General features: G+C 34.0%; 17 protein-coding genes and 3 tRNA genes. 6 read left to right on the top strand and 14 right to left on the bottom strand.

Annotated elements, in window-relative coordinates:
- The 4 genes from Q1A01_RS13445 to Q1A01_RS13430 form a co-directional block, all read right to left on the bottom strand.
- Positions 1 to 2,757, bottom strand: a 2,757-nt coding sequence (locus Q1A01_RS13445) for a choice-of-anchor L domain-containing protein (protein ID WP_299681650.1), incomplete at its 3' end; no start/stop codon positions are given.
- Between the two features lie 178 nt (positions 2,758 to 2,935).
- Positions 2,936 to 3,009, bottom strand: a tRNA-Arg gene (locus Q1A01_RS13440).
- Positions 3,010 to 3,107: 98 nt separating this feature from the next.
- A tRNA-Pro gene (locus Q1A01_RS13435) sits at positions 3,108 to 3,182 on the bottom strand.
- A 26-nt stretch (positions 3,183 to 3,208) separates the two neighbouring features.
- Positions 3,209 to 3,292, bottom strand: a tRNA-Ser gene (locus tag Q1A01_RS13430).
- A 303-nt stretch (positions 3,293 to 3,595) separates the two neighbouring features.
- Here Q1A01_RS13430 and Q1A01_RS13425 point away from each other — a divergent pair.
- The gene (locus Q1A01_RS13425) at positions 3,596 to 3,871 is read left to right on the top strand and encodes an RNA methyltransferase (RefSeq protein ID WP_299681647.1); all 276 of its coding nucleotides are present in this window, start codon (positions 3,596 to 3,598) and stop codon (positions 3,869 to 3,871) included.
- Between the two features lie 46 nt (positions 3,872 to 3,917).
- Here the strand turns inward: Q1A01_RS13425 and Q1A01_RS13420 are convergent, their stop codons facing one another.
- From Q1A01_RS13420 to pabB, 3 genes are all read right to left on the bottom strand, one after another.
- On the bottom strand, positions 3,918 to 4,607 hold the full coding sequence (locus Q1A01_RS13420) for an HAD family hydrolase (protein WP_299681644.1): 690 nt from the start codon (positions 4,605 to 4,607) through the stop codon (positions 3,918 to 3,920).
- Positions 4,608 to 4,777: 170 nt separating this feature from the next.
- Positions 4,778 to 6,469 (bottom strand): energy-dependent translational throttle protein EttA, encoded by a 1,692-nt coding sequence (gene ettA / locus Q1A01_RS13415; RefSeq protein WP_299681641.1) that lies wholly within the window; start codon positions 6,467 to 6,469, stop codon positions 4,778 to 4,780.
- A gap of 85 nt (positions 6,470 to 6,554) precedes the next feature.
- Positions 6,555 to 7,859 (bottom strand): aminodeoxychorismate synthase component I, encoded by a 1,305-nt coding sequence (gene pabB, locus Q1A01_RS13410; RefSeq protein WP_299681638.1) that lies wholly within the window; start codon positions 7,857 to 7,859, stop codon positions 6,555 to 6,557.
- Between the two features lie 75 nt (positions 7,860 to 7,934).
- Here pabB and Q1A01_RS13405 point away from each other — a divergent pair, with 75 nt between their 5' ends.
- Positions 7,935 to 8,153 carry a VF530 family protein gene (locus tag Q1A01_RS13405; protein WP_299681636.1) on the top strand — a complete coding sequence of 73 codons (219 nt, stop codon included), beginning with the start codon at positions 7,935 to 7,937 and terminating at the stop codon, positions 8,151 to 8,153.
- A gap of 1 nt (position 8,154) precedes the next feature.
- Here Q1A01_RS13405 and Q1A01_RS13400 read toward each other — a convergent pair whose 3' ends face one another.
- Both Q1A01_RS13400 and Q1A01_RS13395 read right to left on the bottom strand, forming a co-directional pair.
- Positions 8,155 to 8,721 carry a hypothetical protein gene (locus Q1A01_RS13400; RefSeq protein WP_299681633.1) on the bottom strand — a complete coding sequence of 189 codons (567 nt, stop codon included), beginning with the start codon at positions 8,719 to 8,721 and terminating at the stop codon, positions 8,155 to 8,157.
- A gap of 5 nt (positions 8,722 to 8,726) precedes the next feature.
- Positions 8,727 to 9,182, bottom strand: a complete 456-nt coding sequence (locus Q1A01_RS13395) for a cold-shock protein (protein ID WP_299681630.1) — start codon at positions 9,180 to 9,182, stop codon at positions 8,727 to 8,729.
- Positions 9,183 to 9,511: 329 nt separating this feature from the next.
- Between Q1A01_RS13395 and Q1A01_RS13390 the strand changes: the two genes are divergently transcribed.
- Positions 9,512 to 11,059, top strand: a complete 1,548-nt coding sequence (locus tag Q1A01_RS13390) for a M20/M25/M40 family metallo-hydrolase (protein WP_299681628.1) — start codon at positions 9,512 to 9,514, stop codon at positions 11,057 to 11,059.
- Between the two features lie 115 nt (positions 11,060 to 11,174).
- Here the strand turns inward: Q1A01_RS13390 and Q1A01_RS13385 are convergent, their stop codons facing one another.
- The 4 genes from Q1A01_RS13385 to Q1A01_RS13370 all read right to left on the bottom strand — a co-directional run bounded on the left by Q1A01_RS13385 (position 11,175) and on the right by Q1A01_RS13370 (position 17,240).
- Positions 11,175 to 12,074, bottom strand: a complete 900-nt coding sequence (locus Q1A01_RS13385) for an EamA family transporter (protein WP_299681659.1) — start codon at positions 12,072 to 12,074, stop codon at positions 11,175 to 11,177.
- Between the two features lie 127 nt (positions 12,075 to 12,201).
- Complete coding sequence (locus Q1A01_RS13380) at positions 12,202 to 13,629, bottom strand: metallophosphoesterase (RefSeq protein ID WP_299681625.1); 1,428 nt, start codon at positions 13,627 to 13,629, stop codon at positions 12,202 to 12,204.
- Positions 13,630 to 13,710: 81 nt separating this feature from the next.
- Positions 13,711 to 15,723 (bottom strand): six-hairpin glycosidase-like protein, encoded by a 2,013-nt coding sequence (locus tag Q1A01_RS13375; protein ID WP_299681622.1) that lies wholly within the window; start codon positions 15,721 to 15,723, stop codon positions 13,711 to 13,713.
- Positions 15,724 to 15,812: 89 nt separating this feature from the next.
- Positions 15,813 to 17,240, bottom strand: a complete 1,428-nt coding sequence (locus Q1A01_RS13370) for an SDR family oxidoreductase (RefSeq protein ID WP_299681619.1) — start codon at positions 17,238 to 17,240, stop codon at positions 15,813 to 15,815.
- 134 nt (positions 17,241 to 17,374) lie between these two features.
- On the opposite strand from Q1A01_RS13370, the gene corA reads away from it, so the two are divergent.
- Both corA and mscL read left to right on the top strand, forming a co-directional pair.
- Complete coding sequence (gene corA, locus Q1A01_RS13365; RefSeq protein ID WP_299681617.1) at positions 17,375 to 18,436, top strand: magnesium/cobalt transporter CorA; 1,062 nt, start codon at positions 17,375 to 17,377, stop codon at positions 18,434 to 18,436.
- Positions 18,437 to 18,490: 54 nt separating this feature from the next.
- Complete coding sequence (mscL, locus tag Q1A01_RS13360; protein ID WP_299681656.1) at positions 18,491 to 18,946, top strand: large conductance mechanosensitive channel protein MscL; 456 nt, start codon at positions 18,491 to 18,493, stop codon at positions 18,944 to 18,946.
- Here the strand turns inward: mscL and Q1A01_RS13355 are convergent.
- The gene (locus Q1A01_RS13355) at positions 18,943 to 20,142 is read right to left on the bottom strand and encodes an ATP-binding protein (RefSeq protein WP_299681614.1); all 1,200 of its coding nucleotides are present in this window, start codon (positions 20,140 to 20,142) and stop codon (positions 18,943 to 18,945) included. The two genes, mscL and Q1A01_RS13355, sit on opposite strands and share 4 nt — an antisense overlap.
- Positions 20,143 to 20,514: 372 nt before the next feature.
- Between Q1A01_RS13355 and Q1A01_RS13350 the strand changes: the two genes are divergently transcribed.
- Complete coding sequence (locus Q1A01_RS13350) at positions 20,515 to 21,405, top strand: mechanosensitive ion channel family protein (protein WP_299681611.1); 891 nt, start codon at positions 20,515 to 20,517, stop codon at positions 21,403 to 21,405.
- The last annotated feature ends 123 nt before the right edge of the window (positions 21,406 to 21,528 follow it).

The raw sequence follows: 21,528 nt of genomic DNA, 5'->3' as shown, positions 1-21,528 counted from the left end.
ATCGGCTGTATTGGCTCCAGCTAAAGTAAGGTGATAGGTAACGGTAACGTTAGGATTAAACCCTCCTGTAATTTCTGCATCTTTAACTGTTAAATCTATCACAGTAACTTCATCTGCAGTTCCATCTTCATCGCAAACAATCAAATCAGTTGGAAGAACAGTACTTGGGTTTTCATTGACAAATAAATCAAAAAATAGATTAGTCTCATCAAAAGTGACACAACCTGTTACTGTATTTACAGCACTATAGTAAATTGTTTGTGGTTCACTAATATTAGGGTACGCTGTAGGAGTTGCAATTGCGATAGGAGGAACTGATGTATAATCAACTAAAGAGGCATAATACGTTACAGCAAAATCTGGATTGCCTCCAGTAATTTCGGCATCCTTTGATGTTAAATCGAATATACCAAATACACCATCATCACTACATTCTACAAAGTCAGTAACATCTGTGTTTAAAACAGGGTTTGGTAAAACCGTAAGTTGTACGTGTATTCCTAAACCAATACAATCATTGGCTGTATCTCCATCAACACGAACATAAATACCTTGAACACCATTTACATCAGTAAGTGGTAACTCATTGGTGTAATTATCAATATTTGGAATAGCATTTACTTCACTCTGAGCTTCTTGAAGCGTCTCATAATATGTAACTGTTAGTAATTGACCTGCTGGAAATAATGCCAAAACTTGCGCTGTAGCATCACTAAAATCAAAGATAGAAACACCATCGCTATCCGTATCACAGGCAGTGTATTCTAATAAAAAATCGGCTGGAATTTGAGAGGTATCTACTTCTAAAAGTAACTGAGCAGGACGCGAACATCCATCTACAGTAGTAACAACCACATCTATAGTTTCATTATTAACAGTGCTATTCGTATATGCTATAGGATCAGCAATTGCAAAACCAAATGAATCTGTAAATTGAAATGTTTCATTAGCTGCATCTGCAGATATCAGAGATCCTGCTTGTAATAAATTAAAAACAGAAAAGCCATCAGTATTATCATCACACTGTGTTAATAGTGGAGCTGGATTTATAATTACTGGTAAAGGACCTACTTCTAATTCAACAGGAATTACAGTAAAACAATCTGTAAAATTATCATTTTCAAGTCTTACGGCTATAGTTTGTGTCGTACTTGTAAATAGTAATGGAAGTGGGTTTTGGTCTAAAAGTGCATCATTTGCATCAGCATGATAAGTAAGGGTAAATTGTGTTGGGTCCTGTGTTCCTAAAATAGTCGCTGTTAATGAAGATAAATCAAAATCAGTAGATCCGTTAGTGTCACTCCCATCAGTAGCATTATCACATACAATAAACGGGCCTGGATCAACAGGAGTAGGGCGTTCGTTAACAATCACCATAAATGATGCTGTATCAAAACAAGCATCATCAAAAGCACTTTGTACTCTAACAAATATTTCGTCAGTAGGTGAATTGTAAGCTGGAAGTTGTGGTTGTGGTATCGGTGCCGTATTCGTATCAGCATCTGCTTGTGATAAGTGAAAACTCACTTCAACTTCTGCCGAAGGTTGTGGATTTATAATAAATGGAATTAAGGCTTGTAAATTAAAAGGTTCTAATCCATCGTTAGAAAGATCATCACACGCAATTTGATCAATCGGAGCTGTTGCTACTGCCGAAGCAAATTCAACGACTACAGAATCCATTCCAACACAACCTAGACCAGAATCCACTAAGACCTGATATTCACCAGTAACCGTAACATCTAGTGTTGCATTAATTTCTCCTGGAATATCTTCAAAAACTCCAGTCATATTGTTAAAAAATTGCCATTGAAAAGTGGTGCCAATAGCTACATTATCAGAAGCATCTAATGTGATAGTATCTCCATCACAAGCATTAGAATCTCCGGCAATGGTAAAGTCATCTCCTAAATCTACACCAAGGTTAAAACTTCCTGCTTCTAGGAAAACAGCTATATCAAGCATACTATCCCCTTGATCTGCAACTACCAACTTGATCCTATAAGGATTTCCTGAAGTTACAGGTGACATTGCAGTTAATGCAACAGTTTGTCCATTAAAATTTGTTGCAGAAGTTACAGGGTTATTAAAAGGATTGAAATTATAACGATCAAAAAACTCTTCATTAATTGCAGGACAACCTGGATTCCCATTAAGAGGCGGCACAAAAGGATGAATATTTGTTACTTCAATAGGAATATTAGTACCTGGCAATACTGCCAAATTTTGTACAACTCCCGTAGTAAGGTCTGTTAATACAAATGCAAATGCATCAGAAAATGTACATTCAAAGTTTTGATCATACTCTTCTGAAGCCATAATAAAATTAAAACTAATCTCATCTACAGAGGGTAAGAAATCAAATTGAATAAAAGAAGCATCATTTGTGTTTATTGCTGTTGTATTTGCTTCTAAATCTGCATCTCCTCCCCAATTACCATTACTTTGCACATTATTGTTAGGACCCGGTGTTGTATTTATATTTCCAGAAACTAGCACAACACCTGCTTCAAATGGAAAATCAGTACCCGTAGCGTCAAAAGACCCTATCCCATTTATCGTATTACCAGCATCTAAACCTGTGAACTTAGTTACATTACTAACCTGAGCACAGTTTCCTGATCCACCAATTAGGACATCAGATACAAGGTTTTCAACATCTGCATCAGTAACAAAAGTATCATCAACTGTTATATTTTGAGCTTGAATCTTGACAAAAAAAGTAATTGCTGCGAATAAAAGTAGTTTTGATCTCATAGGATTTTTTTCAAAGAAACAATAACGGTAAAAATACCATTTTTATTATTATAATATGGAAAATTAGGAACCATCTATATACTATAACAACTTAGTGAATTAAAATCCCACTGTCTAAATGGGAAATATCACTGTTTATACAAAAAAAAACCTCACCTAAATAGATGAGGAATTAAAGTGAGCCCTGAAGGATTCGAACCTTCGACCGCCTCCTTAGAAGGGAGGTGCTCTATCCAGCTGAGCTAAGAGCCCTTAACTTTAAAATTATAACAGGATGATCACACTTTAGGCGTGATACCCTATATTTTGTGGGGTATGGTCACACTTTATGCGTGACGACCTCCATCTTGTCGGGGTGGCAGGATTCGAACCTGCGACCTCCGCGTCCCAAACGCGGCGCGATAACCGGGCTACGCTACACCCCGAATAGTTATCTAAATATAAAAAAAAGCGGAGAGACAGGGACTCGAACCCTGGCGACAGTTACCCGTCGACAGATTAGCAATCTGCTCCATTACCACTCTGGCACCTCTCCGTTAATTCTATTTCAAAAGAACTTGCTTTTGTAAAGCGGATGCAAATGTACATTATCATCTCATATAAAACAAAATTTTAAGCGAGTTAAATGTGCTTTTTTTTAATAAAATTTAAAACAAAATGTTTTTACCACTGTACATCCCTTTTTTACTGCTCATTAATGGCTTAAAAAGAATCAAAAAATTATTCTACTAACCCCACAAATTCTTTTTAAAAATTACGAATAAACCTTTTTACTTGTGTAACACATTTTACATTTCGTAATAATGGCATATGATATTTATTTATAGATCGTATTCGAATGGCCTTAAAATCTCCAAAAATACTTTATACTGAGAAAAAGATGATGGGTGGCTTATTATTTATGGTAAATAATAGCATGTGCGTAAATGCAGGTAAAGATAAAGATACAGGAGAAGATCGTTTAATAGTGAGAGTTAGAAAAGAAAATTATGATCGCTTACTATTAGAAAAAGGAGCTCGTAAAATGGATTTTACTGGCAAACCTATGAATGGGTTTCTTTTTATATATCCCAAAGGAACCGAAACTGACAAACAATTAATTTTCTGGATGTAAAAGGTTTAACGTATAATGAAACACTTCTCTAGATGATCGCTCTAAGTTATAGGAATTCTAAAATTTCTGAAGCTTTTGATAACTCCTTGAAATTTTTATGAACTACCGCCTCTTCAACTTGCTCATGAATCCAAGTAGTATGAAATGGTATATGAAATGCATGCCCTCCTATTTCTAATACAGGAAGTATATCTGACTTCAGAGAATTTCCTACCATCAAAAACTCTTCGGGTTGTATGTCTAAATGATTCACTAATTTAGTGTAATGCGTAGGTTTCTTATCTGACATTACTTCTATATGATGAAAATATTTTGCTAGTCCAGACTTCTCTAACTTTCGTTCTTGATCTAATAGGTCTCCTTTTGTTGCAACCACCAGTTTATGCTTTCGCGAAAGCGTACCCAACACCTCTTCAATACCATCTATAAGAACCACTGGCGCTTCTAACATTAATTTCCCCAAAGTTATTAATTCAGAAATTTGCGAAATAGACACTTCATTATTTGTAATCTCTATAGCAGCTTCTATTAATGATAGCGTAAACGGTTTTATGCCATAGCCATACATAGGAAGGTTATGCATTTCCATATTGAACAAAAGTCTTTGACACTCTTCATAAGAAACATAGTCTTTAAATAATGCGCAAAATTGATCTTCGGCATCTCTAAAAAATGTTTCATTTATCCAAAGAGTATCATCGGCATCAAAGGCAATTGTTTGTATAGTAGTATACATAGGAGTCTTAATATAAATTTTCTAATAAAGGTAGGAAACTAGTATCACATCTTATGACACTATATATAGTGTATTGAAATATAAAAATCTGATAACAAAGAAAAGATAAATGCATAAAACGACTCGAGATTAAAACCTCGAGTCGTTTTATGTACTATTGAAGTGATGAATTATCGTATCAATTTTTTATACTTAATTCTCTTTGGCATTAAATCACCTCCAAGGCGCTTTTTCTTGTTTTCTTCGTAATCAGAAAAACTACCTTCAAAGAAATATACTTGACTGTCTCCTTCAAAAGCTAATATATGTGTACAAATACGGTCTAAGAACCAACGGTCGTGACTAATCACCACAGCACAACCTGCAAAGTTTTCAAGTCCTTCCTCCAAAGCTCGTAAAGTGTTTACATCAAGATCATTGGTAGGTTCATCTAAGAGGAGTACATTTCCTTCTTCTTTTAAGGTCATTGCCAAATGCAAACGGTTACGTTCTCCTCCAGATAAGGTGGATACTTTTTTATTTTGTTCGCTTCCGCTAAAATTAAAACGACTTAGATACGCTCTAGAATTCACTTCTCGTCCACCCATAAGCACTAAATCTTGTTCATCAGAAAAGTTTTGCCAAATGGTTTTATCAGGATCAATGTTTGCATGACTCTGATCTACATAAGCAATTTTTGCAGTATCACCTACAGCAAAAGTACCTTTATCTGCAGTTTCTTCTCCCATAATCATTTTGAAAATAGTGGTTTTACCAGCACCATTTGGTCCTATAATCCCAACAATACCTGCTTGTGGAAGATTAAAGTTTAAATCTTCATATAAAAGCTTATCGCCAAATGCTTTACTTACGCCTGTAGCTTCAATCACATTGGTTCCTAAACGAGGTCCATTCGGGATATAGATTTCTAGTTTTTCATCTACTTGCTTTTGGTCTTGACTCATTAACTTGTCATAGTTCTTCAAACGTGCTTTCTGCTTTGTTTGACGTCCTTTTGCTCCTTGGCGCACCCAATCAAGTTCTCGTTCTAGCGTTTTTTGACGTTTAGAAGCTGTTTTGCTTTCTTGTGCCATACGTTTTGATTTTTGATCTAGCCAAGAAGAATAGTTTCCTTTCCAAGGAATCCCTTCTCCCCTATCTAATTCAAGAATCCATCCTGCCACATTATCTAAGAAGTAACGGTCGTGTGTAACTGCAATAACGGTTCCTTTATATTGCGCTAAATGATGTTCTAACCAATGTACTGATTCTGCATCCAAGTGGTTAGTAGGCTCATCTAGTAATAACACATCTGGTTCTTGCAATAAAAGTCTACATAAAGCCACGCGGCGTTTTTCTCCTCCAGAAAGCACACCTACTTTCTGATCACCTGGAGGTGTACGTAAGGCATCCATTGCAATTTCAAGCTTTGTATCTAGTTCCCAAGCGCCTCGAGCGTCTATTTCATCTTGAAGTACTGCTTGACGTGCCATTAATTTCTCCATCTTATCAGCGTCACTATATACTTCTTCTAGACCAAACTGATCATTGATACTATTATATTCATCAAGTATCGCTACAGTCTCTGCAGCACCTTCTTTAACAACTTCTAATACTGTTTTTTCTGGATCAAGTTGTGGTTCTTGTTCAAGGTATCCCGTTGTAAATTCTTTATCTGAAGTTACTTCTCCTTGAAAATTGGTATCTAAACCTGCAATAATTTTCATTAAAGTAGATTTACCAGAACCATTAAGACCTAAGATTCCAATTTTAGCTCCATAAAAAAAGCTTAAATATATTTTTTTAAGAACAGGTGTTTGTGCGCCTGGATATGTCTTTGACACTCCAGACATAGAAAATATTATCTTTTTATCGTCACTCATAGTTATATACGTTTTCGCGAAAGCGAAATTATTAGTTTCGTTGGTTATTATTTTTAAATGCGTTTTGCTAAATTACAAAATCCTATCACGTTTTTTGCTCTAAGACTTCACGCATTGCTTTTGCTTTTAACAAGCACTCTGCATATTCTTTATCTGGATTAGATTTTGCGGTAATTGCACTTCCTACAGAATAGGATATATATGCATTTGCAGCATTGTATACAATACTCCTAATAATAACATTAAAATCAAAATCTCCATCTGGTGTAAAGTACCCTACTGTACCACTATACAGACCTCGTTTTGTTTCTTCTAATTCTTCGATGATCTCCATGGCTCTTATTTTAGGAGCGCCTGTCATACTTCCCATGGGAAATGTAGCACGTATAGCATCTACTGGAGATATCCCTACAGCTATTTGTGCGCTTATGGTTGAGATCATTTGATATACCTGTTTAAAAGGATATACGTTGCATAACTCTTCTACCTTAACGCTTCCTTTTTGTGCAATACGAGAGAGATCATTACGCACAAGGTCTACTATCATAATATTTTCAGAACGCTCTTTTGGGTCTTCTGATAACGCTTTCGCGAAAGCGGAATCTTCCTGAACATCTTGACTACGGGGTGCTGTACCTTTTATAGGAGAACTTATCACTTTACTGCCTTCTTTTTTCAAATACCGTTCAGGTGTAGCAGATAATAAAAAATGATCTTCCACCTTTAAAAAAGTAGCAAAAGGAGGTGTACTAATGTGATTAAGGTTTTGAAAAGTTTTGATAGGATTTATAATACCATGTGCATAAAATTCTTGACAAAAATTTGCTTCATAGATATCACCTTTCTGAATGTAATCCAGCATTTTACGCACTTTATTCTTATAAGCTTCTTTGTGTATTTTTAGTTTAATATGAAGCGACGCATCATCTATCATATCGATGTCTTGTACAGATGGATGCATAATTTCTTTCCAATCATATTCCATTTCATCATCTACGATGGGCAAATACTGTAATTCTATCTTATTTCCTTTCAATAAGAAGATACGTTTAGGTTGAAAAAAATAGAGATCTGGAAACTTTACAAAATCATCATTGGTGCTTTGAAGGCGTTCTATATCATTCTTTAAATCGTATGACATAAACCCAAATATCCAATCCTTTGTAGTTTGTTGATATTCTTCTAAGCGATCAAACGCACCCGAATATGAAGTCTTAATACTGGTAAAGCCATCTACAGCTAGTATCGCATCATATGTTTTATAATTTTGATCTGGATAGTTATTACTATCTAACCAAACCACTTCTTCAAATTGTTGTGCCCAATTAAGAAGTTGTTTTTTAAACGTTTTCAGGTTCGATATGGTGTAGGTATGTGTCGTGCGATTCACGATGTAAAAATAAGGAATGCGTTTTGAGTTTTAAATAGTATTTTTAACAATTATAAGTACTCAACAAAACTACTAATGTCACAACCCAATAATCCGCTTCATGGCGTAAAGCTTCTAGATATATTAGAATTTCTTGTTGCCAAATATGGTTTTAAGGAACTTAGTTATCAAGTAAATATAAACTGTTTTAAAAAAGATCCTTCTATTAAATCTAGTCTTAAATTTTTACGTAAAACACCTTGGGCACGCGAAAAAGTTGAGCAATTGTATTTACAATCTATAGATCATAAATAACCTATTCTTTCCAACCCCAAGGAGCTTTTGGATTTTTTACGGGTTGTGTTATATCAAAAGAAATGGTAAAAAGACGTTCCGTTCCTAATCTACGAAGATTATAAGTAAACGTAGTTTTATCTATTGTAATCCACCATACATTACCAGATGCAGCAGGAATCATTGTTTGTGTTTCTGCATCGGCGGGAAATAGTTGTAATTCTGCTTGACCTACATTGGTAGTAGTACCCCCATACATGGTAATTTTATCCTCACTCCCATCTTCATGACGATGATCATGTTTTAATGTAATACGGTTATTCTTTTTAGATAGCACCCATGTACGCGATCGATCATCTCCTACAAAAAATGGAATTTTAATTTCTGTATCGTTACAAGAACGTACATGCATAATCAATTCCTTTCCTGCGAATTGGGCATCATTTTCAGGTGCTAAAAGTATTCCTTTATATGAAGTGCTACATAAAGACTGCAAGGAAGACCAAAACTGATCTACTTGGTTTTTTTCTTGACCTATAGATGTATTAATTGCAAAAGAGATACAAAAGAAAGCAATGATGTATCGCATCTTGCTTATTCTTTCTTAACACGAACAGCATTCATACCTCTTGCTCCTTTTTCAAGTTCAAATGATACTTGATCATTTTCTGCAATCGTATCTATAAGTCCGCTAACATGACAGAAATATTTCTCTTGTGTTTTTGAATCTATAATAAATCCAAATCCTTTAGAAGTATCAAAGAAGGATACTTTTCCTTTATGGATAGGGTCAAATTTATCTTCGTCAGTTTCTTCTTTTTTAGGGATACCTAGAACGATATCTTCTACATCAACCTCTATTTTATCGTTTGGATCTGGCGGCGTATCCGTCAAATTTCCATAATGATCAACATACGCAAACTGGATTCCTCCACCTTTTTCTTTTGCTTCAGCTTTACGAGCTAATTTTTTCTTTTGTTTTTCTTCTCGTTTCTTTAAACGTTTTTTTTCTTTTTCAAGTTTATTAAAGGTTTGTTGCGATTTTGCCATTCTTTATATTAATGAGATTAGAGTTAGCGTATTTTGTTATATGTGAAATGTCAGGAGGAAGTTCAATTTATAATTGGTTATCTACTATTTTTAATAGCATTCATCTAGGACATCCTTTTACAACAAAGATACAGATTACTTGGATTATTACACATATAATATACGATTTCTAAGCATACATTCCTGTTATTTCAGTAAAAATTTGTCATTATTCTTAAAAATACAGCAAATAGCCCCTTTTTTATGATCACGTTTTTTAGATACTCACAGATTTCTTGTAATTTCAAAACTTTCAATGAATACATAAAAAACGAAACAAACTGACCACTATGAAAATTAAATTACTACTGCTCTTTTTATGCATAAGTACGATTACATTAGCTCAAAAAACAGACCCTATTATAGAGGGAATGATTAAAGAAGCAAATGAAAACTCTCAATTAGAAAACTTAGCACATGAGCTTACAGACCTAATAGGTCCGCGTCTTGTGGGGACTCCACAAATGCAACAAGCAAATGAATGGGCAGTTGCTACATATAAAGATTGGGGTATTACAGCTCGTAATGAGAAATGGGGAGAATGGCGTGGTTGGGAACGTGGAATTACACATATTGATATGGTATACCCACGTGTGCAAAGTCTTAGAGGGACGCAACTAGCTTGGAATCCAAGCACATCAAAAGAAGGGGTTACAGCAGAGCTTGTTGTATTGCCAACCAATGCAAAAAGTGAAGCTGATTTTAAAAAATGGCTTCCTTCTGTAAAAGGTAAGATTGTTCTTATCTCTATGTTACAACCTACGGGACGTCCAGATTATAACTGGGAAGAATTTGCTACCGAAGAATCTTTTACTAAAATGAAAGAAGAACGTAATGCACAAACTGAAGCTTGGCGGGAAAATATGAAAGCGATGGAACAAAACAGACGTACACTTCCTGCTGCTCTTGAAAAAGCAGGTGCTGTTGGAATTGTTACTTCAAACTGGTCTAGAGGTTTTGGGGTTAATAAAATTTTTAGCGCTCGTACTGAAAAAATACCTACTGTCGATCTTGAATTAGAAGACTATGGAATGTTATACAGGCTTGTAAACTCTGGAAATAAACCACAAATCAATATTGTTGCTCAGTCTAAAGATCTTGGCAAAATGCCTACGTTTAATACTATAGCAGAGATTAAAGGGTCCGAAAAGCCAGATGAATATGTTATTCTGTCTGCACATTTTGATTCTTGGGATGGAGGTACTGGAGCTACTGATAATGGTACAGGAACTATCGTAATGATGGAAGCAATGCGTCTTTTAAAGAAGTATTATCCAAACCCTAAACGCACAATACTAGTAGGACACTGGGGAAGTGAAGAGCAAGGTCTTAATGGTTCAAGAGCTTTTGTAGAAGATCATCCAGAAATAGTTGCTGGTCTACAAGCTTCTTTTAATCAAGACAATGGAACAGGTCGTGTGGTACGTATATCTGGTGGTGGATTTTTACATTCGTATGATTATTTATCAAGATGGTTAAATGCTGTTCCTAAAGATATTACGCAGCATATCGAAACTACATTTCCTGGCACTCCTGCTAGAGGTGGTTCTGATTATGCGTCATTTCAAGCTGCTGGCGCTCCTGGGTTTAGTTTAAGTTCTTTAAATTGGTCTTACTGGAACTACACATGGCATACCAATAGAGATACGTACGATAAAATTATTTTTGATGATGTACGTAATAATGCAATTCTTACCGCTATTCTAACATACATGGCTAGTGAAGATCCTGAAAAAACATCACGTGTAAAGAGTGTCCTTCCTGTAGATTCAAGAACTGGAGAGCCTCGTGTTTGGCCTTCACCTAAAAGTCCAAACCGTAAAGGAGGATTGGATTAATAATCTATACACTTTATTTTGCTCCTATGGTCGTGAGTTTCATAGGTTCGCTTTCGCGAAAGCGTACTCAACAACTAAAAAGGTGTATTTCTTATGAAGTACACCTTTTTAATATCTATGTATACTTCTTCCCTTTTTTAGTACTATTAATAAAATACACTCCTGCAAGCAAAATAATTGCTGCTATAGACGTTTGTAATGTAATCACCTCATCTAGGAAATACCAACCTAATAAGATTGCCACAATGGGATTTACATATGCTGATGTAGCTACTTTTTCTGTAGAAACTTCTTTTAACAAATAATTAAACGACGTAAATGCAGCAATGCTTCCAAAAAGAATTAGTGCTATCAATGACAATTGTGTTTTTAATGTCCAATCCACTGGAGGTATCCATGATTCACCGACAATATAACTACTAAAAGCAAGCATAATACCTGCAGTGATCATTTGATATCCTGTAGTAATAAAAAAGTTTTTAGGCATCGATGCTTGCGCTACAAATAAACTACCTATACTCCAGCTTAAAACACAAGTAAAAATCATAATAATACCCAACGTACTTCCTTCTTGGAGTTGTAGTCCTTTTTGACTTACTAATAAATACATCCCTCCCATTCCTAAAACAATCCCAATAATAGATTTTGCTTTAATAGCTTTACGGTTCCATAAACGCATTAAAATCAGTATCACAAGTGGCTGTATAGCAGCAAGTAGCGCTCCAAAGCTACTATCTACATATTTAAGAGCCCATACAAACACACCATTTCCATATCCTAAAAAAAGGAATCCTGCAAATACACAATTAAGAAATTCCTTTTTAGTAATCTTAAGTGATATTCCCATAACTCTTGCTATAATAAATATAAGTAATCCCGCTATAGAAAAGCGTATAGAAGCAAGCATAAATGGTGGCAATTCTGTAACAGCTATTTTATTCCACAGATAAGTAGATCCCCAAAAGACATAGATTGAAAAAAAGGCAATAACAATGAGGTATGTTTGCTTTTTCATAAGACGCATACGAAGGTACTGAGAATGTTTCAAAATATTTTCATAAGAGATGGAAAGACCATAAAAAAAATCATCGTCTATAATAATCATAAATTACAGACGATGATACTATAAAATTATATTTTGCTTATGACTTCCAAACTTCTTTTGGAGCATTATATTCATTTGAAACTTCATAAAACGTTTCATTAAATGCGCTCCCTTTAATATCAATTACTGAGAACCCATTGAGAACTCTGAGGTGTTGAGATAATGTTGGTTTTGGAGGGTTCATTGGAGTTTCTCCAAAATAAGCGATTCCGGGATTATTTTCACCTGTATCTTTATTAAAGAGTCCTGTTCCTTTTCCATAGGGCATGGAAGCATGACCACAGCAACGTAACAAAGGAGACTTTCCGTTTATGGAAGTAACTTCTTTTAACACCTCTAATGAATCTTCATATACAATTCCGTTATGTACATGTCCCCAATACCAAGCATCTGGAGCCTTACCTGCCAAAGCTTCCTTAACTACTTGATTCCAAAGTGTTGTATTCAATTCAGAGCCATTATATTCTATTCCGTTATGATGTGTTAATAATAGTAGCTGCTTGCCTTCTATTGCTGCATTTTTTTGAAGAAAATTGACTTGTTCCATACCATCACTGCCGTTATGAATTGCACCATCCATATATAAAAAGCTCTTATCATAGTATGCAGAATCTAGTCCTACTACAATCCAATCTCCTATTTCTAAAGAAAAATAAGTACTACCCTGTTGAAATTTAAATTTAGGGTTATGAATAGTCTCTGTGAATAAACCATTTGCACCGTCATACATCTCATGATTACTATTCATCGTAAATAATTTCCCCTTGTAATCTGCAGGAAGCATATCTATAAGGTGTTTCCGTTCTTCCCTCTTTGTACCTGCATAATATACATCTCCTAAATGAATGATATAATCAGGTACAGGATCAAGCTTCATGATACCGTCTATTACTAATTGTGCTGGACAGTTCTCTACATGTCCATCTTTATAAACACCAGTACCCCAATCTCCAATAATGGCAACTCTAGCCCCATTCGGAGAGCTACTATTAAATGTTGGAGATGGCTGTGACATAAATTTATGTACTCCTCCCGGGTGAATATATTTATACCATACGTAATATGCCAAAACAACTGTCCACATAGGATCTAATTGGCAATATTTTGCAAGAGCGTATAATGTTCCATCACCTGCTACATACCCATCTAATATGGAGTGTCCCTCTACACTACCTTCTTTTACAACACTTGGAGGAAGTCCAAAATCACGCAATACAGCTGTTAATTTTTTGGGTACCGTATGATTAAGCATATACAATGACAGCATATTTTCCATATGATGAGAATATGCTCCTGTTTTGTAGCTTTCACTCGTGAAAAAGACTTCACATTCTTGTAAATATTGCCAAAATTCAGAGGTATTGTGTCCTTTTATTAAGCTTTTTTGTCCTAATTCGCTAGTAAACCTAGTTATAAGGTCATCAAATACTTCATCGTATTGATCATTAAAAAGTGTAGCATCCATGATTATTGTTTTTTAGAATTCTAAATATCAATAATCTGAAGGATGTATTTATAAGTAAAAATACGTGATTATATAGTGCCGTTAAATTTTAAAAGACACTGGATTTTCTCCTTTAATTTTCTTTTTACTGATGAGTTTTCCTGAATTTGCATCTTTAATAGCAACATTAATTTTAGCTCCATTACGTGTTACTTCTATATCAAAGTCTTTTCCAAATAGACGTATATGACGCAATGCCATCTCATTCCAGTCCTTTGGTAATCTTGGTTGAATGGTGAAACTATCAAAACCTGTTGGAGTGATTCCAAACAAACCTTCTGTAAACACACGACAATACAAGCCACTCTCGGCAGAGAGGTGTGCCATTCCTCCTTCTGGGAATGCTTCTACCACATACGGAACACGTTCTCCAAGCAAGCGCGTTTTAGAGAATTGTGCTAAACGTTCTATAGACTGTTCTGTAGCACCTGCTCTTAATGCGCCTCTTAAGGCATATAAGGTACCGCGATCCCAGAAAATTTCAGACACTTTTTTATCAGGGTTATTCTTTTCTACATGTACCCCATTATCTGTCCATAAACGATCAAATAATGCTTCTGTAGTTGCTGCCGCTCTATCATTAATATCTACTACTAATGGCAAACATATCCAATGTCTAAGGGTTGTATGCTCTTTATAGTATTTATAGGTATCTAACCCTTCTATAGTTGCTCCAAAATAATGCTCGATAGCGGTTTTAAGTTGAGAAGCGTCTTTGGTATACTTTGCTATTAGCTTAGAAGGTTTATCAAGTTCTTTGGCAAGATAGATTGCATTTGTTAATGCTCCATAATAAAGCGATGATGTAGAAAGGTTTGCATTTCCCGTTTCTATACGCCCTTCCATTTCATCTGATTGTGATTTAACGACGCCTTCTTCATTTAAGTTCCGATCGTTATATGCCAAACTCCATTCAATAAGATCCCATAGTTCTTCGGCTTCTTTTCTGTCTCCTCTTGCAAGTGCATATTGTGTAGCTCCGTAAGCAATCATTGCAGCATCTCCTCTATCTAACAAAGAAGGTGGTTTACGTTCTTCAACTTCAAAAGCATATTGTATGGCTTCATAATCAGGTGATTTTACACGATCAAAGGCACGATAGCAATTCATAGCACTTTCATTTCCTATATCGTAGCCTAGGTATGGAAAAAAAGCACTGACATACTCGGCTTGATCATTTGCCCATATCCCAACATAATAGCGTCCACCTCCTGGTGAGTGTATACGTCCTAATTTTGAATCAAAAATACTTTCGGAAGCTCGAATTTTAGAAAACTCAAATAGCTGATTAAACACAGGATTGGGTGTTTCTAAAATTAAATTTTGTTGCATTGCTTCTAGGAAACGTGTTCGTTTTTCAAGACTATGATCATCTACTACAGTTGGTTCTTCATTGAGTTGTGCTGTAAAATGAAGTTGATACGTAGTAGCATCACCGGGTTGCAATGTCATATTTTTATTTCCATGACTTTGTACGCCATATGTAAACGCCCCTCCTATTCCTTGTTTAGATTGTGTGTTTGAAATTCCTTCATAGTTTATAGTAATAGCCGTATTTGATGTATTAACAAGATGTAATTCTTCTATAAATAAACGTTGGTCTGGAGACGGATATAGCTTTCGCGAAAGCGTAATACCACTCACACTTTCCATATGTTCAAATGTAATTACTCCATTGATGGTAATGACTTTTAAAGCCCCCGGAGTAAACTGTTTATCATTGATATAGAATGTTGGTAATACCGCATCTGTATACGTTTCTTTAAGATAGGCTCTAAACACATACCAACTTGGATCAGATTCTTTAATATGCGGATGCAATTGTGGATAAAACAATTGACGTGCTATTTGCAAGTTTCCATCTTTATCTACATCATATGATACAATACCAGCAACTTTAGTGCCTGCCATTTCGATATTATCACTATGAGGTAGTGCACTATTTTTTATAGTCCATTGAATAGCATTCGTGTCAGTAATTTTCCAACGAGTATCTTCTTGTGCTGACATCGTAATGACACACAAAAAAAATAGCATATAAAGAAATGTTTTCATGTAATATTAGGTCTAATGATATATGATAATTTATAGATCACATAGCTTTGAAAGCTTGAAAATAAGCATATGCATTTTGAAGGCAAAATTTATACTGTAAGTTTAGCGAGCATTCCTTTAAAAATAAATCCATGAAAAGGCAAAACTGAAAACCAATATAGTCGTCCTGAGAGTCCTAAAGGTCTAAACGTAGCCGTTTGTACTAATTGATCATTTTCTATTTTAAACTCTAGCCAAGCTTCGCCTGGTAATTTCATTTCTGCAAATAACAGCAATCTACCTTCTTCTTTATTTGCATATAAAACACGCCAAAAATCGACTGAATCACCAGCTATAAGTTTACTTTCATTGGTTCTGCCTCTGCGAAGTCCTACGCCTCCAAAAATCTTATCTATATATCCTCTAAGTTTCCATAACCAAGTGGCATAGTACCATCCTGTTTTCCCTCCAATACGCCAGATTTTATCAACCGTGTTTTGTCTATTAGTGTAAGATTTTGAGCGTTTATCTATAAAACAACCAAAACTAGGTACCTCTATAAAATCTGATATTTTCATATTCATTCCACCACTGATAAGTGCATCTTTCCAACTGGAAGCAATTTGATTACTTTTAACTTTTACAAATGCTTTATCTAATGCTTCTTGATACGATAATGGTTGAATATATAAGATGTCTGCTAGTCTATTATCTCTACAAACAACTTCCACTTTCATACTATTGACAAGAGCTGTAGCCAGTTTATAAGAAGTAGAGGTTACAAAATACAACCAATAAGAAGATAGTCTAGGCGTCATCACTGGAATGATAAGAATACTCCGCTTTAAATTACGTTTCTCTCCAAACCCTAATAGCATTTCCTTATAGGATAATATATCTGAGCCTCCGATATCAAAATTTTGATTGTAGGTATCTTTATGAAATAAGGTTTTTGATAAAAATGCAAGTACATCTGTAATTCCTATAGGTTGACATTTTGTATTCAGCCATTTAGGTGTGATCATAATGGGTAGTTTTTCTACTATATCACGTATAATTTCAAAAGATGCGCTACCCGAGCCAATAATAATTCCTGCGCGCAATGCTGTGAAATTGTAGCTAGCTTTCGCTAATTCTATTTCTACATCTTTACGAGATGACAAATGTTTAGAAAGGTTATCTTCATTTACAATACCACTTAAATAGATCACGTGCTTCACCTTTGTTTTTTCTAAAGCAGTTCTAAAATTTATAGCACATTCTAACTCTAATTTTTTATAATTATCACTACTAGACATAGAATGAACTAGATAATAGGCACCATCAATATCGTTGGGTATATGTTGTAAGGATTGCTTATCTAGAAGATCTATTTTAAGCACTGTAATTGAGCTTTTTAAAGACTGTGGAGGAGAAAATCGTTTTACATCTCTTACACAACAGAGTACGTGATAACCTTGCTCTACAAGTATAGGAAGTAATCGCTTACCTATATACCCTGTGGCTCCTGTAAGAAGTATTCGTTTTTTGTTTTCCATAGAAGTAATAAAATACAAAACTTATTACAACCAAATCATATTATGTACATCTTATATTACTATGTAACTATAAGATTTTCTATCTTGTTTATTATTTTAATTCTATTGACTATTCATATTTGAACCATAACAACATGGCAAAAAATAAAAGAATCAAAACAGGTATGGCTCCTGGGGCTATTATTTATACAGGAGATAAAGCGATAACCGATACTATGATTCATCATTTACAATTCACCAATGATTCAATCAAAGACAGTGTTGTCAAAAATAAGAAAGAGATTAAAATCAATAAAAATTCTGATAGCGATTTAATAGATTGGATTGATCTACGCGGGATGCAAAATATTGAGGTTATATCTTCCATTTCTTCTTTATTTAAAATACACCCTTTGTTACAAGAAAGTATTGTAGATGTATTCCAAAGGCCTAGTTTTGAAGAGTATGAGAATGGTATTTTTATTATTGTAAAAGCACTTTCTTTTGATAAGAATACGATAAGTGTATCCAAAGAACATATTGCCATATTTTTAAAACATAATGTGCTACTTACTTTTCAAGAAACTCCTTCTGATCTTTTTGAATCAGTAAGGAAGAGAATGAGTAATACTATGAGTAGAGTTCGTCAAAGAGGGGCTGATTATCTCCTATTTGCTTTATTAGACACACTTATTGATAATTATCATATCACTTTAGATCGTTTTGAAGAAACTATTGAAGAGATAGAAGATCGTATTACAGAAGAACAGCTTAGTTCTGATAAAGCAGTCATACATCAACTAAAAAAAGAACTTGTTGTATTGCGAAAATCTATTGCTCCGCTAAGAGAGGTTATTAGTAAATTTTCAAAAAGTGAAAGTGAAGTCATTAAGAATACTACACAGATATTTATTAGAAACCTTTATGAAAATACAGTACAAATAACTGATAGTATCGATTCATATAGAGATATGCTTACTAGCTTACAGGATTTATTTATTGCAGAAGTAAGTTTCAAAATGAATAAAGTAATGCAATTACTTACACTAATTTCTGTAATATTTATTCCATTAACATTTCTGGCAGGTATTTATGGGATGAATTTTGAATATATTCCAGAACTTCAATACAGATATGGCTATTTTGTATTATTGGGAGTAATGCTTACCATATTTACAATACTACTTATTCTTTTTAGAAAGAAGAAATGGTTATAAATATCTATTCTCTTATTTTTGAACTGAAATTATCTAAACAATACTCATATCGTGATAAAGCTATTTCAAGAGTTTAAGGAATTTGCCGTAAAAGGAAATATGATAGACATCGCTATTGGTGTTATTATAGGTGCTGCATTTAATAAAGTGATAGATGTTTTAGTAAAAGAAGTTTTTTTACCACCACTTACCTATTTGACAGATGGAGTCACTGTAGAGAATAAAAAATGGGTTTTAAAAGAAGCTATTCTGGATAACGGAACCATTGTAAGCGAAGAGATTGCTATTAAATATGGTAAATTGTTAGAAGTAAGTATTGATTTTCTAATTATTGGCTTTACAGTGTTTGTAATCGTTAAGTTTATGAACAGGCTAAAAAGTAAAGCACAAGACCCTACAAACGAAAAGGTTAAAACGCCTAAAGAAATTGAATTACTAGACAAGATTAGTAATCAATTAGAAAAACAAAACGAGTTACTACTCTCTAAAGACAAGAAAGAAACTACTTAATCTTTTTCTACAGTAAATTTAAATGTAGTGCCTTTACCTAGTGTTGAACTAACAGTAATTTTTCCCCCTAGCCTAGTAACTATCTTCTGAGTAGTGGCTAAACCAATACCATTTCCTTGATTTCCAAATCGATCTACAACACCTAACTTTTCAAAAAGGCCAAAGATTTTAACAAGGTCTTGCTCTGGAATTCCAATGCCATTATCTACTACTTCCCAATAATAAAAGTCTTCATCTTCTTTACAGTGTATGTCAATCTGTATGTGATCCTTATCATTATATTTTATAGCATTGGTCAGTAAATTAATCAAGACTTGCTTAATAGCTGTTTCATTTATAAAAACAATATCAAGAGCAGTATGCAAACGAATACTAGCTTGATTATTTGCATCTGCTATATGCTTACAATCTTCTATAAGCTCAGGAAGCACAACGTTTTTTTTATCTAATCCTACAACTTCATCACTTTTATAAAAACGCAAAACTCCATCTATATAATTACGTAAAGATGCTGACGATTGCTGTAGATAATCAATATATAAAAGAGAATCTTCAGAAAGATCTTGATTTTCTTCTTTTAATAAATTCGTTAAACTAATAATATTATTGACCGGAGATTTTAAGTCATGAGATACCACTGCCGCAAATTTTTCCAAGTTCTTATTCTTACGCTCAAGACTATCTCTGAGTAATCGTAATTCATCATTTTGAACACGCTGTTCAAAAAGCATTACGACTTGTTTTGCAAGACTCTGTAGCACATTTTTCTGTTCTAAATTTAGAGTTCTAGGCTTATGGTCATATACACAAAGAGTTCCTAGTTTATATCCTTCTTTATTCACAAGAGAAACGCCAGCATAAAAAATAGCATTGTAATCCTTTACCAAAGGATTATCATGAAAACGATCGTCTTTTCTTGCATCTTCTACGATCATCATGGGACCATCCTCATTAATAGTATGACCACAAAAGGAAATCTCACGAGGTGATTCATTAAAAGGAACTCCTAAATGGGACTTTAAAAAATTTCGATCCTTGTCTAATAAAGTAATTAATGCAATAGGAGCATCACAAATTTGAGATATAATACTTGTAATATTATCATATTTCTCTTCTTCTTGCGTATCTAGTAAACCATAGCTATCAACAGCTTTTTGACGTTTACGTTCATTATGAGGTATGCTTGGGGCTATCATAAGAAATGTTAGATTTAGATTGCTAAAATAGTACTTACGAGTACGTATAATACTAGTAGTCGTATTTTTTTAACATTCTTAAGAGAATTAAGATTTTTTTATGTTAATAGAATCCAATAAGCGTTAAAGCATGTTAAATCACTTGACAAAATTTAAATGTGATATATATTTAAAATAAATCAAATACAATAATGGTTCTCAATAAATACGTTAATTAATTTTTTAAAATCAAAGCAATTCTACATTGTTCCCTGATACGTATACCATTTTCTCAATCACTTTTATTCTTTTGAAGTATGATCCTAAAACAGGATAATATCAGCAATGATTGAGTCTTTCAAAATACTTTTGACAATAACCATAAATAACTACATGACAGAAAAAATACAACAAATAGTAGATAAAGTAAGTAATTGGGGAGAAATCCTAATCCTAAATGCACCAAATATATTTCTAGCAATCTTAGTAATGATAGCAACATATTTTTCTTCAAAATTTGTCTATAATATCGTACTAAAACTTATCTACAAACGAATACAACAAACATCAATTACAAGATTAATTGCAAGATTCTCATCTGTGGTAATTGTTGCGACAGGTCTTTTCTTAACGCTAAGTGTACTTAATCTAAGTGGTACATTAAAGACCATATTATCTGCAGCAGGAATATCAGGATTAGTAATAGGACTTGCTCTTCAAGGTACACTTTCTAATACAATATCTGGTATTATACTTTCATTTAGAAAAAACATTAAAATCGGAAATTGGATTGAAACAAATGGATACACTGGTGAAGTGGTAGATATAAATACAAACTATTTTGTTATGAAGGAAGCAGATAATAATATTGTAGTGCTTCCCAATAAATCTATCATCGAGAACCCATTTAAAAACTATTCTTTAACTTCAAAAATGCGTGTGACTATTCACTGTGGGATTAGTTATAATTCTGACTTAGAATTAGTAGAATCCCTAACAAAACACACTATAGATAATAACTTTAATCAAGATTCATTAAATACGGAAGTAGAATTTTACTATACAGAATTTGGAGATAGCTCTATCAACTTTATGACACGTTTTTGGATAGACGCCACATCAGGTCTTCAAAAACTTAAAGCAAAAAGTAAAGCGATTATTGAAATTAAGAAAGCTTTCGCGAAAGCAAACATAGACATTCCATTTCCTATACGCACACTTCAATTTGATAATACCCCTACTCTCACTATATCAAAGCGTCACGCAGAAGCAGAATTAAACTAAGGCATATATAATACCTCAAAGCATAAGTTACATAAATAACTATTGTGAGGATACATATGGTTGTCGAGAAAAAACAACTACCAAAAAAGTAGAAGATACCATAGAAGAAGGCGTTGAAGAAGT

Origin of the sequence: uncultured Dokdonia sp., from assembly GCF_947492815.1 — a bacterium.
Lineage (GTDB): Bacteria > Bacteroidota > Bacteroidia > Flavobacteriales > Flavobacteriaceae > Dokdonia.
This window is presented reverse-complemented; position numbering and strand designations above follow the sequence as displayed.

Coding starts and splice junctions, on each gene's coding strand:
- Q1A01_RS13425 (WP_299681647.1), top strand. CDS start 3,596: ATGGCCTTAAAATCTCCAAAAATACTTTATACTGAGAAAAAGATGATG.
- Q1A01_RS13420 (WP_299681644.1), bottom strand. CDS start 4,607: ATGTATACTACTATACAAACAATTGCCTTTGATGCCGATGATACTCTT.
- ettA (WP_299681641.1), bottom strand. CDS start 6,469: ATGAGTGACGATAAAAAGATAATATTTTCTATGTCTGGAGTGTCAAAG.
- Q1A01_RS13405 (WP_299681636.1), top strand. CDS start 7,935: ATGTCACAACCCAATAATCCGCTTCATGGCGTAAAGCTTCTAGATATA.
- Q1A01_RS13400 (WP_299681633.1), bottom strand. CDS start 8,721: ATGCGATACATCATTGCTTTCTTTTGTATCTCTTTTGCAATTAATACA.
- Q1A01_RS13395 (WP_299681630.1), bottom strand. CDS start 9,182: ATGGCAAAATCGCAACAAACCTTTAATAAACTTGAAAAAGAAAAAAAA.
- Q1A01_RS13390 (WP_299681628.1), top strand. CDS start 9,512: ATGAAAATTAAATTACTACTGCTCTTTTTATGCATAAGTACGATTACA.
- Q1A01_RS13385 (WP_299681659.1), bottom strand. CDS start 12,074: ATGAAAAAGCAAACATACCTCATTGTTATTGCCTTTTTTTCAATCTAT.
- Q1A01_RS13380 (WP_299681625.1), bottom strand. CDS start 13,629: ATGGATGCTACACTTTTTAATGATCAATACGATGAAGTATTTGATGAC.
- Q1A01_RS13375 (WP_299681622.1), bottom strand. CDS start 15,723: ATGAAAACATTTCTTTATATGCTATTTTTTTTGTGTGTCATTACGATG.
- Q1A01_RS13370 (WP_299681619.1), bottom strand. CDS start 17,240: ATGGAAAACAAAAAACGAATACTTCTTACAGGAGCCACAGGGTATATA.
- corA (WP_299681617.1), top strand. CDS start 17,375: ATGGCAAAAAATAAAAGAATCAAAACAGGTATGGCTCCTGGGGCTATT.
- Q1A01_RS13355 (WP_299681614.1), bottom strand. CDS start 20,142: ATGATAGCCCCAAGCATACCTCATAATGAACGTAAACGTCAAAAAGCT.
- Q1A01_RS13350 (WP_299681611.1), top strand. CDS start 20,515: ATGACAGAAAAAATACAACAAATAGTAGATAAAGTAAGTAATTGGGGA.